Annotated in this window: 13 protein-coding genes; 8 read left to right on the top strand and 5 right to left on the bottom strand. The window is 74.2% G+C overall.

The genetic code is table 11. The features are described from left to right. Positions 1-65: 65 nt before the first annotated feature. Together IE332_RS33730 and IE332_RS33725 are read right to left on the bottom strand one after the other, a co-directional pair. Positions 66-740: a thiol:disulfide interchange protein DsbA/DsbL gene (locus IE332_RS33730; RefSeq protein ID WP_189924012.1), complete on the bottom strand. Its 675-nt coding sequence runs from the start codon at positions 738-740 to the stop codon at positions 66-68. A 94-nt stretch (positions 741-834) separates the two neighbouring features. After that, a complete protein-coding gene (locus IE332_RS33725; protein WP_189924010.1) occupies positions 835-2,016 on the bottom strand; it encodes a glycosyltransferase family 4 protein in 1,182 nt (393 codons plus the stop codon). Positions 2,017-2,510: 494 nt separating this feature from the next. On the opposite strand from IE332_RS33725, the gene mscL reads away from it, so the two are divergent. From mscL to IE332_RS33700, 5 genes are all read left to right on the top strand, one after another. Further along, positions 2,511-2,957 (top strand): large conductance mechanosensitive channel protein MscL, encoded by a 447-nt coding sequence (gene mscL, locus IE332_RS33720; protein ID WP_189924008.1) that lies wholly within the window; start codon positions 2,511-2,513, stop codon positions 2,955-2,957. Between the two features lie 512 nt (positions 2,958-3,469). After that, the gene (locus tag IE332_RS42285) at positions 3,470-4,249 is read left to right on the top strand and encodes a DUF6643 family protein (RefSeq protein WP_189924005.1); all 780 of its coding nucleotides are present in this window, start codon (positions 3,470-3,472) and stop codon (positions 4,247-4,249) included. Between the two features lie 254 nt (positions 4,250-4,503). After that, complete coding sequence (locus IE332_RS33710) at positions 4,504-5,379, top strand: MOSC domain-containing protein (protein WP_189924003.1); 876 nt, start codon at positions 4,504-4,506, stop codon at positions 5,377-5,379. 343 nt (positions 5,380-5,722) lie between these two features. After that, positions 5,723-8,221: a right-handed parallel beta-helix repeat-containing protein gene (locus IE332_RS33705; protein ID WP_189924002.1), complete on the top strand. Its 2,499-nt coding sequence runs from the start codon at positions 5,723-5,725 to the stop codon at positions 8,219-8,221. An 87-nt stretch (positions 8,222-8,308) separates the two neighbouring features. After that, positions 8,309-8,623, top strand: coding sequence for a DUF6191 domain-containing protein (locus tag IE332_RS33700; RefSeq protein ID WP_189924001.1), 315 nt, complete (start codon positions 8,309-8,311; stop codon positions 8,621-8,623). A gap of 109 nt (positions 8,624-8,732) precedes the next feature. Here the strand turns inward: IE332_RS33700 and IE332_RS33695 are convergent, their stop codons facing one another. Further along, entirely contained in the window at positions 8,733-9,887 is a 1,155-nt protein-coding gene (locus tag IE332_RS33695) for a PLP-dependent cysteine synthase family protein (RefSeq protein WP_189924000.1), read from the bottom strand. Between the two features lie 198 nt (positions 9,888-10,085). Continuing rightward, complete coding sequence (locus tag IE332_RS33690; RefSeq protein ID WP_189923999.1) at positions 10,086-11,369, bottom strand: ROK family protein; 1,284 nt, start codon at positions 11,367-11,369, stop codon at positions 10,086-10,088. A gap of 17 nt (positions 11,370-11,386) precedes the next feature. On the opposite strand from IE332_RS33690, the gene IE332_RS33685 reads away from it, so the two are divergent. After that, the gene (locus tag IE332_RS33685; protein ID WP_373313916.1) at positions 11,387-12,700 is read left to right on the top strand and encodes an MFS transporter; all 1,314 of its coding nucleotides are present in this window, start codon (positions 11,387-11,389) and stop codon (positions 12,698-12,700) included. 211 nt (positions 12,701-12,911) lie between these two features. After that, positions 12,912-13,493 (top strand): HutD/Ves family protein, encoded by a 582-nt coding sequence (locus IE332_RS33680; protein WP_189923997.1) that lies wholly within the window; start codon positions 12,912-12,914, stop codon positions 13,491-13,493. Between the two features lie 137 nt (positions 13,494-13,630). On the opposite strand, the gene IE332_RS33675 is transcribed toward IE332_RS33680, so the two are convergent. Beyond that, entirely contained in the window at positions 13,631-14,581 is a 951-nt protein-coding gene (locus IE332_RS33675; protein ID WP_229929119.1) for an esterase/lipase family protein, read from the bottom strand. Positions 14,582-14,731: 150 nt separating this feature from the next. On the opposite strand from IE332_RS33675, the gene IE332_RS33670 reads away from it, so the two are divergent. Beyond that, entirely contained in the window at positions 14,732-16,063 is a 1,332-nt protein-coding gene (locus IE332_RS33670; RefSeq protein WP_229929118.1) for a PucR family transcriptional regulator, read from the top strand. The last annotated feature ends 46 nt before the right edge of the window (positions 16,064-16,109 follow it).

Genomic DNA, 16,109 nt, shown 5'->3' with positions numbered 1-16,109 from the left:
CCCTCCGGCTCCGGATGGGCGTTCCGCACGAGCGAGCTGACCCGTCGTCACCGCTCCCGTGGGGATCAGCCCTTCTTCAGCTGCTCCTGCTGCACCAGGTAGTCGAGCACCTCGGGCATCGCCTCGACACCGCCGGCCTTGGTCGGCGAGGTCCGGTACTCGCCCTGGACGATGACCGTCGGCAGCTCGTTGATGCCGTACCGGACGAACGCGGCGGCGGCGTCCTCCACCGACTGCCGGACCTCGGCGGACCGGTAGGTCTGGCCGAAGAGCTGGGCGTCGATGCCGTGGTGGACGGCCCAGTCGGTGGACGCCGCCTCGGTCACGAGGTCGGCACCCTCCTCGTGGACGGAGCGGAAGACGCTCGTCTGCAGGCGCTCGACCAGGCCCAGGCGCTCCAGCGTGTAGTACATCCGCGCATGGCCGCGCTGCGCGTTCTCCTCCGGGCTGCCCTGCCAGATCGCCGGGACGCGGCGCAGCGACACGTCGTCGCGATGCTTCTCCGCCCAGGCCTGCAGGGGCTTCTCGAGTGCCTGGGAGTGGCCGCAGTCGTACCAGAAGAACTCGACCGCCTCCGTCCGGGCGCTCTCGCGCACCGGTTGCGGATGGTCGAGCTTCACGAACTGCTTGCCCTCGGACAGGGGTTGGTGGGTCGCCGCGCCGGCCTGGAGAGGGGATACGGCGATCCCGGCGGCGACGGCGAACAGGACGGTGGACCGCAGCAGCGACTTCGAGTTCACACCGGGCAGTGTGCTGGCGACGCTTCGTTACCGGCGAGTCGGTGCGCGACGCCAGGCCGGGATTCGCCCGAACGGCTTAGCTCGGGCCGCCCCGTCAGCCCTCCCCCGCCGGCCGGTCGGCCGGCGCCTCACCCGCCGTCCAGACCTCGGCCACCAGTTGCTGCCAGGCGTCCACCACCGCGCCCAGTTCGAAGTGCTCCAGCGCGTGCACCCGGGCGGCCGCGCCGAGGCCCGCGCGGTTGACGGCCAGCACCTTGCCCAGCGCCTCGGCCAGCGCGAGCGGGTCCCCGGGAGCGACGAGCGCACCGGTGGCGCCGTCCCGGACGACCTCGCGCACCCAGCCGACGTCGGTGGCGACGGCGGGCACGCCGGCCAGGGCGGCCTCGATCAGCGCTCCGGGCACACCCTCGCTGTCGCTGGTGAGCAGCAGCGCGTCGGCGGCGCGGTAGAGCGGCGCCGGGTCGGGCAGCGGGCCGAGGAAGTGGGCGCGGGCGGCGGCAGGGTGGCGGGCCAGCGACTCGCGCAGCGGCCCGTCCCCCGCGACGGCGAGCCGGACGTCGGGCAGCCGGTCGAGCACGTCGAGGGCCAGGTCGAGCCGCTTCTCGGGCGCTATGGCACCGATCCAGGCGACCAGCAGGACGTCCGCCGGAAGGCCCAGCGCGTGCCGGGCGGCGCGCCGGTCGTCCCGGCCGTCGGCGGGCGGATAGCTCTCCGCGGCACGGGAGTTGGGGATCACGTGCACCTTGCCGTCGGGCAGCGCGAACTGCTCCTGGAGCACCGCCCGCGCCTCGTCGGTGAGGGTGGTGACCGCGGCGGCCCGGTGCATCAGCGCGGCACCGCGGGTCCGGCGGAGCCGGTTGGCCGTCCAGTAGCGCGGGTGGCCGACGGAGACGTAGACGAACGGGGTGCGGGTGCCGGCCAGGGCGAGGGCGCAGGCGGCCAGGGTGTCCGAGCCGTGGGCGAGCACGACGTCGGCGGCGCGCGCGGCGGAGCGCAGGGCCCGCAGTGTGCTCGGGCGCAGGCGGCCGGGGCCGAGGACGGCGGCGGTGCGCAGACCGGAGGCGTCGGGGCAGTCGCCCGGGTCGGACTCCCCCGAACCCGGGTGGACGGCCGGGTGCGGGGCGAGGGCGCACAGCGCGGAGGACTGGCCCCGGCGGCCCAGTTCCCGGTGGAGGTCACGGGCGAAGTTCTGGGCGCCGCCGCGGCGCGAATCACTGATCAGGTGCAGGACGCGCGGACGGGTTCCGGCCGGATCGGCCGACATATGGTCGGGCATGGACCGACCTTGGCACAGTGCTCCGCCCGGGACAGCCCCTTCGCGCAACCTGATGGTGGCCCATCAGCCCGCGCTCGTACACCCGATGTGCGCCAGAAACCCGCCGTCGTGCGCCGGTTGCGACCACCGTGCGCCCCGTCTCACCCCTCGCCGCGCTCCGGTTCGCTCCCGTCGCGCCGTGCCGCACCCGGTCCCGTCGCGCCGCCGCTCCGCCACGGCGGCAGGTCGAGGCAGTCCGGGCCCCTCCCGCCGACGTCAAATGACACGTCAATTTCGGTGTCAAACAGTCGAGTTAACGTCTCCCCCCGCCCGCGATAGGGCGGTACGCGGAGCGCCCGCGCACCGCCCGGCCCGGCACCGCGGGTCGTTGCGGCGGTTACGCGGATCGGGTGAACGCGGTTGGACCTCGACCCGGGACGCTCGGCAGGATGTGCGGCCGGGGCGCCTCCGCGTGCCCCACCTCCCCCTCCCCCGTACGGATTTGGAGTCACCCGGTGCTCAAGGGATTCCGCAGCTTCCTGCTGCGCGGAAACGTGGTGGACCTCGCGGTCGGTATCGTGATCGGCGCGGCCTTCACCGCCGTCGTCACCGGGTTCGTCAGCGCGTTCCTCACCCCGCTGGTCGGCGTCGCGTCCGGCGCGGTCGGCGACTTCACCCAGAAGACCTTCGAGGTGGCCGGCACCCGGTTCCCGTACGGGCTGTTCGTGAACGCCCTGATCGGCTTCGTGCTGACCGCCGCCGTCATCTACTTCGCCGTGGTGCTGCCGGTCGGCAAGCTGCAGTCGCGCTTCGACTCGGCCGAGCCCGCGGCGGTCGCGAAGACGGACTGCCCCGAGTGCCTCAGCTCGATCCCGGCCGCCGCGACCCGCTGCTCCTTCTGCACCTCGGAGATCGGCAAGCCGGGCCTGCCCGCGCAGGCCCAGGCGCTGCAGTCGCACTGACCCGCGGACGCCCCGGCAGCGGCCTTAGCAGCAGCCACCGACAACGCCGGCGGCGCACCGCGCGGCTTCGGCCACCGAGCCCCGCACGACCGCCCGCAGCCACCGGCGACTCCCGACCGCCGTCGGCGCCCGGCCACGAGCGGCCACGACCACCCGACAGGCCTCGGACCAGGCGATCAACGCGCTGACGGGATCTTTATCCCCGAAACATTCACGAGCCCTCGCCGCACCCTCGGCGGGGGCTCGAATGCGCCCGCGCACGCCCCGTCCGCAAAAGTTTCTCCGCAGGGGCCCGGACCGTCCATCCGCCGGTCACCGCAGGCCCACCTGGCCGCGCCGTCCGGTCGCTGTTCGATCACTGACGGAGCGCCGAGGTTGTCCGGAACCGATCTCCGATATGTCCGTTCTTCCTACTTTCGAAACCTTTGTGCGAGCGAAGACTGTGTAAACACTCGAACTGCTCCCCCTCCCGCTCTCCTCAGCAGGCGCATTGTGGGCTTACCGTATGCCCCATGACCTCGCCCCGCTCCTACGACGGAGTCGGCTACCCCTCTCCGTCCTTCTCCTCCGGCACGCCGATTTACGACAGCCTCGTGGCTGAGCGCGGCGTCCCCCAGATCGCACCCATCAACGTGCCGGCCGCCCTGCCGCCGGCGCTGTCGTCCGGATACGGACCAGGCGTCGGCCAGTCCTACGAGAACCGGTACGGCAACGGGTACGAGAGTGCCGGCAGCAACCTCCCCGCGCTGCCGCCCGCCCGCCTCGCCCTGGGCCCCGGCCCGAGCAGCGGTCCCTCCGCCGGCCCCGCCACGGCGTACATCCCCGCGCAGCCCGCGCCGGCGTACGCCTCCCCCCAGCTGCCGGTCCCCGGCTACGGCACCCCCCAGCCGTACCAGCGGCCGCAGCCCGGCACCCCGGCCTTCACCCAGACCGCGAGCGGCGGCTACCAGCCGTCCGGCGGCCAGAGCTTCGGCGGCCAGAACACCTTCATCGGCGGCCAGGCCGGCCAGCAGTCCTTCGGCGCGCAGCAGGCCGGCCCGGGCGGTTTCGGCCAGGGCCAGCCCGGCGGGCCGCAGGGCTTCGGCGGCCCGCAGTCCTTCGGCGGCCAGGCCTCGGGCGGCCCCGGCTTCCAGGGTCAGAGCGGCGACCAGTCCTTCGGCGGCGCCCAGCTGCGCCCGGCCATGTCGCCGGTCGCGCCGGTCCGCCCGATGCAGCCGCAGCGCCCGGGCCCGTACGGCGAGCCCAACCAGTTCCAGGGCGGCGGCTACCAGTCGCAGGGCCAGGGCTACTGAAACCAGGGCCGGTGAGGCGCTGACAACCGAGGCCGTCCCCCACGCGGCCCGCACCCGCACCACCTGAGCACAACCCGGCGACCCCTGAACGCCGGGCGAACGGAGAAACGGGTCATCCACGGACCGCCCGGAACGCCCCCCACGGCGTCCCGGGCGGTCCGTGCGCATCCGGGGGTCGGTGCGCATCCGACTGCCCGCCCGTGCGGGGACGGGGGCCTGTGCAGAGACGGAAAACCTGCTGGCAGGATGGGGGAATGCAGCTCACCGGACTCCACGTCTACCCCGTCAAGTCCATGTACCGCCTGAGCCCGGACACCGCCGTCGTCCAACCGTGGGGTCTGGCCGGAGACCGCCGATGGATGCTCGCCGACCCCACCGGACGCTTCGTCAGCCAGCGCGAGGACGCCGCCCTCGGACAGATCCGGCCCGCGCTGCTGCCCGACGGCTCGCTCGTGCTGACCGCCCCCGACGGCTCCCGGATCGAGGTCCCGGCCCCCGCCGTCGCGTCCGGTGACCCGCTCGCCGAGGTCGAGGTCTGGGGCACCCGCTTCCACGCCGCCGAGGCCGCGAAGGAAGCCCACCAGTGGATCGCCGAACACCTCGGCGACTACCGCCTGGTGCACCTGGACGACCCGCGCGCCCGCCCCGTCGACCCCGACTTCAGCGAGCCCGGCGACACCGTCTCGATGGCCGACGGCTTCCCGCTGCTGCTCACCACCACCGCCTCGCTGGACCGGCTCAACGAGCTGATCGCCGCCGACCACCCGGAGGACCACCGGCCCCTGCCGATGGAGCGCTTCCGCCCCAACGTGGTGATCGCCGGCGCCGAGCCCTGGGCCGAGGACGGCTGGCGCCGGATCCGGATCGGCGGGCTCACCTTCAAGGTGGTCAAGCCCTGCGGCCGCTGCGTCATCACCACCACCGACCAGGAGACCGGCGAACGGCGCGGCAAGGAGCCGCTGCGCACCCTGGCCCGGCACCACCGGCTGCTGCGCAAGGCCTCGTTCGGGCAGAACCTGATCCCCGAGCGGCCGGCCGGCGCCGAGGGCGACGTGCTCGGCACGCTGCACCTGGGCGACGACGTCGAGGTGCTCGAGGACGGGGCGCACTGGTCGGTCGACGAGCGCTGAGCCCGGGCCGTACGCCGGAGAGCCGTCGCGGGGTGCGGGCACGGGGAACGCCGTCGCACCGAGCGTGTTCGCGGGGAACGCCCTCGCACCGATCGTCGTCGCACCGAGCGTCCTCGCGGGGAACGGTGTCGCGCCGGCCGTCGCCGCGCGGAACTACCGCTGTGCGCGCTCGTTGAACAAGTGGTCGGAACCTGTGGCCGCGGTGGGCTCTACCGGTGTCCGAGCGACGACGAGCGGCCGGACCACCCGTGCGAGCGCGCTACGGTGGGCGGACGGCCCGCGCACCGCAGCGCGTTCGGTCCGTTGAACGCCGGCTCGACGAAGGTGGGGACGACAGACCGTCATGGCTGAGCACAGGGTCCGGGTCACCCAGGACAGCGCATCCCGCTGGCGTCGCCGCGCGGGCGAGTACGACACGCTCGCGGAGGCCCTGGCCGCCGCCGAGCCGGGCGACACCGTGACCGTCCGGCCGGGCACCTTCCGGGAGAACGTGCTGCTGGACAAGCCGGTGACGATCGTTCCGGCCCAGGGCCCGGGCACCGTACGGATCGAACCGCCGTCAGGGGTGGCGGTGACGGTCACCGCCGCCGCGACCGTCCGCGACCTGGTCGTCGAGGGCGGCGACAGCTCCACCCCGGCCGTCCTGGTCACCGGTGCGGGGGCGACGCCCTCCTTCAGCGGCTGCCGGATCGAGACCCGCTCGGCCACCGGGATCGAGATCGTCGACGGCGCCCGGCCGACCCTGCGCGGCTGCGTGGTCGCCAACCCGGGCGGGCTCGGGCTGCGACTGCGCGGCGAGGGCACCGCCGCCGCCTTCGAGGACTGCGAGGTCGCCACCGCCGGCCAGGCCGGGCTCGCCGTCCTCGGCGGCGCGACCGCCGCCCTCGACCGCTGCCGCGTCCACCACGCCTCCGGCGCCGGCGTGCTGCTCTCCGACCCCGGCAGCGCGGCCGAGTTGACCGGCTGCGAGATCTACGAGATCCGCGGCAGCGGCGTGCAGGCCGAGGCGCACGCGGGCGGCCGGCTGGTCGACTGCGAGATCCACCGGGTCACCGGCAACGGGCTGACCCTGGACGGCGAGGCCGAACTGGTCCTGACCGGCTGCCGGGTGCACGACCTGCCGGAGAACGGCGCCGACCTGCGCGGACGCTCCCGGCTCAGCCTCGTGAACAGCACCGTCCGCGACTTCGGGCGCGGCGCGCTGTCGGTCTGGGACCAGGGCACCGAGGCCGTCGCCGAGTCCAGCGAGATCCACAGCTCCACCGGCGAGTACCCGGCGCTGTGGGTCAGCGACGGTGCCCGGCTCACCCTCACCGACTGCTCGCTGCACGACCTGCCGGACGCCCTGTTCGTCCTCGACCGGGACTCCGCCGCCACCGCCGAGGGTTGCTCGTTCAGCCGGATCCGCAGCTCGGCGGTCTCGGTCAGCGGCGGCGCCACCGTGTCCCTGGCCGCCTGTCGGGTGCAGGAGGCCGGCACCGGACTCTGGTTCCGCGACCACGGCAGCGGCGGGCTGCTCACCGACTGCGAGATCTCCGACGTGGCGACCGGGGTGATCGTCACCAAGGGCGCCGACCCGGTGCTGCGCGACTGCACCGTACGGGCCAGCAGCGACGCCGGGGTGTACGTCTCGGCACAGGGACGCGGCACCTTCGAGGACTGCCGGGTCTCGCACGGCAAGGGCTTCGGCTTCCACATCATCGACGGCTGCCGGACCCAGCTCACCCGGTGCCGGGCGGAACAGAACGAGCGGGCCGGGTTCGAGTTCTCCGAACCGGGGCCGGTCGCGGAGGGGTGCGTCTCGGACGACGTCGGGGCGGCGGCGCATGCGGCGGCGCCGGGCAGCGGGCTCGGGTCGGGGCTCGGCCTCGGCTCCGGGCGCGGGTCCGGCGTCGGGTCGGGGCTCGGGTCGTCGTTCGGGGGTGCGGATGTGCCGTCGCCGCGGACCGGCCAACTGGCCGCCGCCGCACAGGCGTTGACGCCTTCGGCGGCCGCTTCGGCGGCGATCGCGCCGATCCCGGACTGCCGGCCCGCCGACGAGGCGCTCGCCGAGCTGGACGCGCTGGTCGGGCTGGCCACGGTGAAGCAGGAGGTGCGCACCCTGATCGACCTGATCTCGGTCGGCCGGCGCCGCCGCCAGGCCGGGCTCAAGGCGCCCTCGCTGCGGCGGCACCTGGTCTTCACCGGCGCCCCAGGCACCGGGAAGACCACCGTCGCCCGGCTCTACGGCGAGATCCTCGCCTCGCTCGGGGTGCTCCAGCGCGGACACCTGGTCGAGGTGGCCCGGGTGGACCTGGTCGGCGAACACATCGGCTCCACCGCGATCCGTACGGCGGCCGCCTTCGACCGGGCGCGCGGCGGGGTGCTCTTCATCGACGAGGCGTACGCGCTCGCCCCCGAGGACGGCGCCCGGGACTTCGGACGCGAGGCCATCGACACCCTGGTCAAGCTGATGGAGGACCACCGGGACGAGGTGGTCGTCATCGTGGCCGGCTACACCGCCGAGATGGAACGCTTCCTCTCCGCCAACCCCGGTGTCTCGTCCCGCTTCTCACGCACCATCGGCTTCCCCGACTACACGGCGGACGAGCTGCTGGAGATCGCCCGGGCCCAGTGCGCGGAGCACGAGTACGCGCTCTCCGACGAGACGGAGAAGGCGCTGCTGGACCACTTCGGAGGGCTGGAGCGCGGCCCCAACTTCGGCAACGGGCGCACCGCCCGGCAGATCTTCGAGACCATGGTCGAGCGGCACGCGGTACGGGTCGCCCACCTCGCCGACCCCTCGACCGAGGAGCTCCAGCTCCTCGTCCCGGCCGACCTGCCGACCGCACCGCTGCCGTAGCGCACCCGGGTGGGCCTCGCTCGGCCCGGTGCATCCAGGGGTGAGCGCCGGGGAACTCGGCTGCCGCGCCGGGCCGTTGAGGCGTTCATGAGCATGCTTCTGACGGGCGCCGCGGGCGGGTTGCTGTTACCGGCCGGGCTGGTGGTTCTGTTCTTCCTCGGCGCCGTGGTGCGGCGGCTGCGCGCCCGCCCGGCGGCGGGTACGACCGGCGGACGCGGCGCGGGCGCGACCGCGACGGAGGAACTGCACGCGCTGCTCTACCCGAGCAAGCGGGTGCAACTGGAGCAGCGACGGGTCGAACTCGTACTCCGGGACGACGAGCACGACGGCGCACCGAAACGCACGGGCATCGACCTCGCGAGCGGCCGGGCAGTGATCCGGCGGGTGCCGACTGACCACTGACGACTGACAGGGTTCAGCCGACAGATAACAGAATCTGAAATCTGTCGGCTGAACTCTGTCAGCTGTCAGCTGTTCGCTGAAACCCGCCACCGGGCCGACGGCCGGGGCGTCAGCCCTCCCAGGGGCCGCCCGCGAGGAAGGACTCCAGCACGGCGCGGTAGGGCGCGATGTCGATCCGCTCGCCGGCCAGCCAGTCGTCCGAGTAGTACTTGTCGAGGTAGCGGTCCCCCGGGTCGCAGATCAGGCCGACCACGCTGCCGGTCTGCCCGGCCTCGCGCATCTCGGCGACGATCCGCAACGCGCTCCACAGGCCCGTCCCGGTGGAGGCTCCCGCCTTCTTCCCGAGGACCTGCTCCAGCACCCGCACGGTGGCGATCGACGCGGCGTCCGGAACCCGCATCATCCGGTCGATCGCCCCCGGCACGAAGCTCGGCTCCATCCGGGGCCGCCCGATGCCCTCGATCCGCGAGCCGCTCTCGCAGACGGCGTCCTGGTCGTGGCGCACCCAGCCGTCGAAGAAGCAGGAGTTCTCCGGGTCCGCGACGCATATCCGGGTGTCGTACTGCATGTAGTGCACGAAGCGGGCGATGGTCGCCGAGGTGCCGCCGGTGCCGGCGGTGGCGACGATCCAGGTCGGCTCCGGGTGCGGCTCCAGGCGCAGCTGGGCGAAGACCGACTCGGCGATGTTGTTGTTGCCGCGCCAGTCGGTGGCCCGCTCGGCGTAGGTGAACTGGTCCATGTAGTGCCCGCCGGTCTCCTCGGCGAGCCGGGCGGAGGCCTCGTACACCTCGTCGGAGCGCTCGACCAGGTGGCACTCGCCGCCGTGGAACTGGATCAGGTCGATCTTGGCCTGGCTGGTGCTCTTGGCCATGACGGCGATGAACGGCACGCCGATGAGCTGGGCGAAGTAGGCCTCGGAGACGGCGGTGGAGCCGCTGGAGGCCTCGATCACCGGCTTGCCAGGGCGGATCCAGCCGTTGCAGAGCCCGTAGAGGAAGAGCGAGCGGGCCAGCCGGTGCTTGAGCGAGCCGGTCGGGTGGGTGGACTCGTCCTTGAGGTAGAGGTCGATCCCCCACTCGGTCGGCAGCGGGAAGCGCAGGAGGTGGGTGTCGGCGGAGCGGTTGGCGTCGGCCTGGACCTTGCGCACCGCCTCCTTCAGCCAGGCGCGGTACTCCTGGTCGGAGCGGTCGACGTCGACGGTCGGCTCGATGGCGGACCGCTGGTCGCGCTCGATGCCGCGCTCGGCGCCGGGCTGGGTGCTCATGGTCGCTTCTCCCTCGTGATCGCCCCCCACTGCTCACTACGAGTATATGAGAGTCACGATAAGTAACCATTTTCGAAGACCCAGCTTCCGCTTATCGCCCCTCAGGATGCGACTCGCGGGTCGGGCCGGCCCGGCCGGCCCGACCCTGCCCGACCCGGCCCGACTCGGCCCGTCCGACCCGGCCCGTTCGGCCCCCGTCTAGCCGAGTTCGACCGGCACCGACTGCGGGTCCGCCAGGTACGGGCCCCAGCCCAGCTCGGCCGCGCCCGCGAGCGCGCCGTGCGCCAGCTCCGCGCCGACGATCGGCACCCGTCCGCTGCGCCCCCACAGGCTGCGGTCGGCGACCACCGCGCGCAGTCGCTCGGGCGCGGCCTCCAGCAGGTCGAGGTGGAGACCGCTGAGGACCACCCGGTCGGGGTTGAGGATGTTGGCGACACCGGCCAGCCCGAGCCCGAGCCGGTCGATGACGTGCTCGACCGCCGCGCGCGCCCGGTCGTCCGTGGCGGCCGCCCGGCACAGCTCGCGCGCCTGGTCGAGCAGCGGGCGGCCCGGCTCGGGGGCGAGCCCGGCGGCGGCGAACAGCGCGTCGGGGTCGGTCTCGGAGTTGAGGCAGCCCCGGTTGCCGCACATGCAGGGGCGGCCCTGCGGGTCGACGGTGAGGTGGCCGACCTCCAGGGCGAGGCCCGCGCTGCCGGTGTGCAGGTGGCCGTCGATCACCAGCGCCCCGCCGACGCCGCGGTGGCCGGAGGTGACGAAGAGCAGGTGCCGGGCGCCGCGGCCGGCGCCGTGCCGGTACTCGGCGAGCGCGGCGAGGTTGGCGTCGTTGGCGATCGCGGTGGGCAGCGGGCGCAGGGACCTCGGGCCGTGGTCGGCGCGGCCGACCTCGACGTCGTACAGGTCGGCGACCGGGGTGCCGCTCGGCCAGGCGAAGTGCAGCGCGGCGAGCGCCGCGCCGTCCGGCTCGGTGACCGGGTTGGGCAGCGCGAGCGCGGCGCCCAGGCAGCGGCGGTCGGTCGCCCGGGCGAGTCCGGCGCCCGCCTCGGCGACGGCGCGCAGCATCCGGACCGGGTCGGTGGCGGCCGGCAGCGGCAGGTGGACCGGCTGGTCGAGCAGCCCGCCGAGGCCCGCCAGGGTGACGCTCAGCCCGTCGGCGTGGATCTGCCCGGCGACCACGACCGGACCCCGCGGGTCGATCGCCAGCCGGTGCGAGGGGCGTCCGCGGCCCCCGCCGGCCGGACGCGAGTCGACCGTGATCAGGCCGAGCGCCTCGAGTTCGGCGGTCACCGCGCCGGCCGTGGCCCGGGTCACGTCCAGCGCACGGGTGAGCGCCGAACGGGTCGGCGTCTGGCCGGTGTGGATCAGCGACAGGGCGGGGCCGAGCAGCGTCCGGCCTCGGTCGGGGGCCGCGCGACGGTGGCCGTCGCGCGGCGCGTCGGGGTCGTTCCCGGTGCCGGGACGCGGGCTTGATGGTGAGAGCTGCACGCCCCTATTGTGACTTTGTGCCGCTTCGTAACAAAATCCGTGCCCATCCCCGCCCGGTCCGGCCCTCCTCCCAGTCTTGCAGCACACCCCCGGTGACCGACAGCCCCTGGGGCCCCACGCGCATCGCGCTCACCGCGTTCTTCGCCGTCGACGGCTTCCTCTTCGCCGCCTGGGTCGTCCGCATCCCGGACGTCCGCAGGCAGGTCAGCGCCTCGCACAGCGCCCTCGGGCTCGCTCTGCTCTGCCTGTCGATCGGCGCCGTGCTCACCATGCCCGCGGTCGGCCGGCTCTGCCTGCGGTACGGCTCGCGACCGGTGACCGTCGGCTCGCTCGCCCTGCTCAGCCTCGCCGTCCTGCTGCCCGCGCACACCCACTCGGTGACGGCGCTCGGCGCCGCGCTGGTGCTGTTCGGCGCCGGGTACGGCGGGGCCAACGTCGCGATGAACAGCGCCGCCGTCGACCTGGTCGCACAGCTGCGCAGGCCCGTCATGCCCAGCTTCCACGCCGGGTACAGCTTCGGCGGCCTGCTCGGCACCGGCGTCAGCGGGCTGCTCGCCGGGCCGCTGAGCACCGCCTGGGCGCTCGCGCTCAGCGGGCTGCTGGGCATGGCCGTCACGGTCGGCGCGGGCGTCGTGCTGCTGCGCGGGCCGGCGGCGCCGGCGGTCGTGCCCGGCCGGGGCGGCGGCGCGGAGCCCGGTACGGACGGTGCGTCCGAAGCCGCGGGCCACCCGGGCGGGGAGGGGGAAACGGGCGGGGACGCGGGCGGGGACGCGGGCGCGGCGCGTCGGTCCGCTCGGCTGCTGGTGCTGCTGCTCGGCGTCACCGCGCTGTGCACCGCGTACGGCGAGGGCGCGGTCGCCGACTGGACCACTCTCCACCTGACCGACGACGTCCACGCGAGCTCCGCGGTCGCGGCGGCCGGGTACGGCGCGTACGCCTTCGCGATGGCGGGCGGTCGGGTCGGCGGCACCTGGCTGTCCATCCGGCTCGGGCAGACCCGGCTGATGATGCTCGGCGGGCTGACGGCCGCGGCCGGGATGCTGGTCGCCGCCCTCGCGCCCGTGGCACCCCTGGCGATCGGCGGGTTCGTCCTGGTCGGTCTCGGCCTGGCCAACCTCTTCCCGCTCGCCATCGCCCGGGCCGGGGAGGCGGGCGGCCCGCAGGGGGTCGCGCTCGCCTCGTCCCTCGGGTACGGCGGGATGCTGATCGGCCCGGTGGTGATCGGCTTCCTGGCCGACGCGGCCGGACTGCCGCTGGCCCTCACCACGGTCGCGGTCGCGGCGACGGCGGCGGCGCTGCTCCCGCTCTCGGTCGGTCGGCGGTTCCGGTGACGGCTGGCGACGAGCGGCTGACGGCTGACGGCTGACGGCTGACGGCTGACGGCTGACGGCTGACGGCTGACGGCAAACAGATGACAGATGACAGCTTTCAGATTTCAACATCTGTCAGCTGTCATCTGTTCGCTGTTCGTTGTTCGCCTCCCTCCCCCGCCCCACCCCCGCCGCTGACGGGCCCGCCCGAGCAGTGGCAGGATGCGGGGCCATGACGACCAGCGAACGCTTCCAGGTACTGCGGGCGAGCGAGCGCCCGGCAACGGCGTGGCTCAACGGGGGCGGGGTGACCAGGGAGGTCGCCGGCTTCCCGGCCGGGTCCGGGCTGGACCGCTTCGACTGGCGGGTCAGCCTGGCCGACGTGGCCTCGGCCGGACCGTTCTCCCCGTTCCCCGGCATCGACCGGGTGATCACCCTGGTCGAGGGTGCCGGAATGGCGCTCACCGTCGACGGCGTCGAGCAGCGGGTCGACACGCCCTACCGGCCGTTCCCGTTCTCCGGCGACGCCACCACCGACTGCCGCCTGCTGGCCGGCCCGGTGGTGGACTTCAACGTGATGACGCGACGCGGGCGGGTCGAGGCCACCGTCGACCTGGCCACCGCGCCAATCACGGTCGAGGTCCCGGCCGAGGGCACCGTCCTCCTGGTCTGCCTGGCCGGCTCGGCCGTCCTCGGCGGCACCGACGCCGTCGAACTCGCCCGCTACGACGCCGCGCTGTCGGCCGTACCGGGCACCCACGGGCTGCGCCCGGACGGCGTCACCGCCGTCATCACCTTCCGTACGACCCGCTGACACACGAACGCCGACGGACGCACGCTGACGCACGAACGCTGACGCACGAACGCTGACGCACGAACGCCGACGCCACGAACGCCGACGGCGCTCCCGCCCCCGGCCACAGGAGCGGGGGGCGGGAGCGCCGTCGCGGTTCAGCCGCAGAGCGCCGGCGTGGCGTGCGCCGGGTCCAGGGCGTTGGTCACCAGGTGCAGCGCCGTCGGCGAGAACGCGATCGCGACGTGCTCCGCGAGCGAGATCGGGCAGTGGTTCTGCAGCACCACGTTGTCGACGTCCGGACCGTTCAGGAACTGGGTCCGCCACGGGGTGACGACCTCGTCGTACACGGTCGAGATCACCGTGTAGCGCACGCCCGGCACGGTGTCCGGCCGGGAGGCCATCGTCTTGTTGAAGTCGGAGCCGACGGCCTGGTCCCGGCAGGCCTGGCAGACGGTGTAGATCAGGTCCCTGACGCCCGGGAAGTACGGTGCGAGGTTGACGATCCCGTCGAGCGTGGTGCCGTGGTTGGACGGTGCCAGCCCGACCAGTCTGCCGACCTTGGACGCGCCGCCGAGGAACTTCAGGTAGTAGTTCGGCAGCATGCCGCCCTGGGAGTGCCCGACGATGTCGACCTTGGCCGCGCCGGTCGCGTTGCGCACCAGGTCCACGAAGCGGGCGAGTTGGGCGGCCGATTCCGGAACCGGGCCGAGGCCCCCGATCGGGAGCAGCAGGCCGCTGCCGCTGGAGGTGACGCCGGGGATCATCCCGTAGTCGAGGGCGAAGACGCAGTACCCGAGGCTCTTGAGCAGCGGGGAGAGCGCCAGCCAGTTCTCGTAGCGGTTGGCGAAGGTGCCGTGCACCAGGACGACCGGGTCGGGGTGCGCGGCGCTCGGCCGGCAGGTCCAGTCGTTGGCGCCGGGCGGCGAGGCCACCGTGTCGCCGTCGGGCGGGAGTGCGGTACCGGAAGCACCGGCGGCGTCGGTACCGGCAGCCTCGACACCGGCGGCCACGGCCGGGGCCGCGCCCGCCGGGACGGCCGTCGCGCCCGCCAGCAGCGCACCCGCGAGCAGGGCCGCGCCGAACGTGCCGCCGAGCCTACGGCGCAAGGGACTTGCGGAGAAGCGGAGAAGTGGGGTTCTCAACTGTTGCCTCCACAGCTGAATTTTGTTACCAACAGGTAACCCGAGTGGCTCCATCATGCGGTCGCCCCTCCGGCCCGGCCCTTGGGCGTTCCCCAGACCTGGACGGTGTTCTCTGTGACCGACCACAACGCACCCCACTGCCCGACCCCGAGCACCTCCGCGCAGACGCCCGGCTGGTGCGCCCCGGTGATCGGCGGCCTCCCGGCCGACCAGCGGCTCATCGGCGGCGTCCGCGAGTTGGCCGAGGCCGTGGTCGCGGCCCTGCTGGACCGGGTGCCGGTCTACCGCCGCCTGCCCCGCGAACAGCTCACCGGCGAACTCACCCGGGACACCGAGCGCCGGATCCGCGCCCTCGCCCACGCCGTGCGCACCGGACTCCCCGCCCCCGCCGAGGAGTTCACCGCCGTCCGGGAGGCCGCCGCCCGGCGCGCCGAGGAGGGCCTGCCGCTGGACGCCGTCCTGCTCGCCCACCACCTCGGCCTGGAGGTCTGCTGGGAGTTCGTCACCCGGCACGCCCGGGACGGCGACGCCGCCGAACTGCTGGTCCTCAACCGGCTGCTGCTCGACCAGCTCCGCGAGGTCACCACCGCCGCCGGCGCGGGCTACCTGGACGGGCGCCGGCCGGCCACCGACCGGCGGTGCGCGGCCCGGCAGTCCCTGCTCACCGCACTGCTCGCGGGCTCCCCCGCCGAGGAAGCCGCGGACCGGGCCGGTCTCCGGCTGCCCGCCCGCTACGCCGTGCTCTGCCTGTCCATCGCCGACCACCCGGACGAGCACTCGCCCGGCGTCGACCCGGGCATCGCCGCCCGCCGCAAGCTCCGCCGGCTCACCGCCGAACTCGACCACCGCACCCGCCAGTCGGCGCTCAGCACGCTCACCGCCTCGGGCGGACTGGTGCTCGTCCCGCTCCACGCACCCGCGGAGCCACCGGACTCACCGCAGTGGCCCGACAGCGCCACCGCCGACGCGCCCTGGGCGCAGCTCGCCACCACCGTCGCCGCCGTCGCCCGCGCCGCCGGTGCGGCCGTCCTGGCGGGGGCGGCCGCGGCTGCCCCCGCCGAAGTCCCCGAAGCGGCCGCGCTCGCGTACGAAGTCCTGGCCGTCGCCCGGGCGTTCGGCCGTCCACCCGGGCTGCACCGGCTGGACGACGTCCTGCTGGAGTACCAGCTGACCCGGCCCAGCCGGGCCCGCGCCAGGCTCGCCGCACTGATCGAACCCCTGGCCGACGGCGGGGAGTTGCTCACCACCCTGCGCACCCACCTGGCCGGGGGCCTCAACCGCCGGCACACCGCGAGTGCCTTGCACCTGCACCCCAACACCGTGGACTACCGGCTGCGCCGGATCGCCGCCCTGACCGGCCTCGACCCGGCACGCCCCGCCGACATCCCGCGGATCACCGCCGCCCTCGCCGCCCGGGACGCCGAACAGGCCTCGCCCGTACGGTAGTTCCGGACCGATCCGGGACCGTCGGGCGCCTGCTCCCGCTGTTCCT

This window comes from Kitasatospora xanthocidica (genome assembly GCF_014656195.1).
Taxonomy (GTDB): Bacteria; Actinomycetota; Actinomycetes; order Streptomycetales; family Streptomycetaceae; genus Kitasatospora; species Kitasatospora xanthocidica.
The sequence above is the reverse complement of the archived record's forward strand: the minus strand, read 5'-3'. Positions and strand labels throughout refer to the sequence as shown.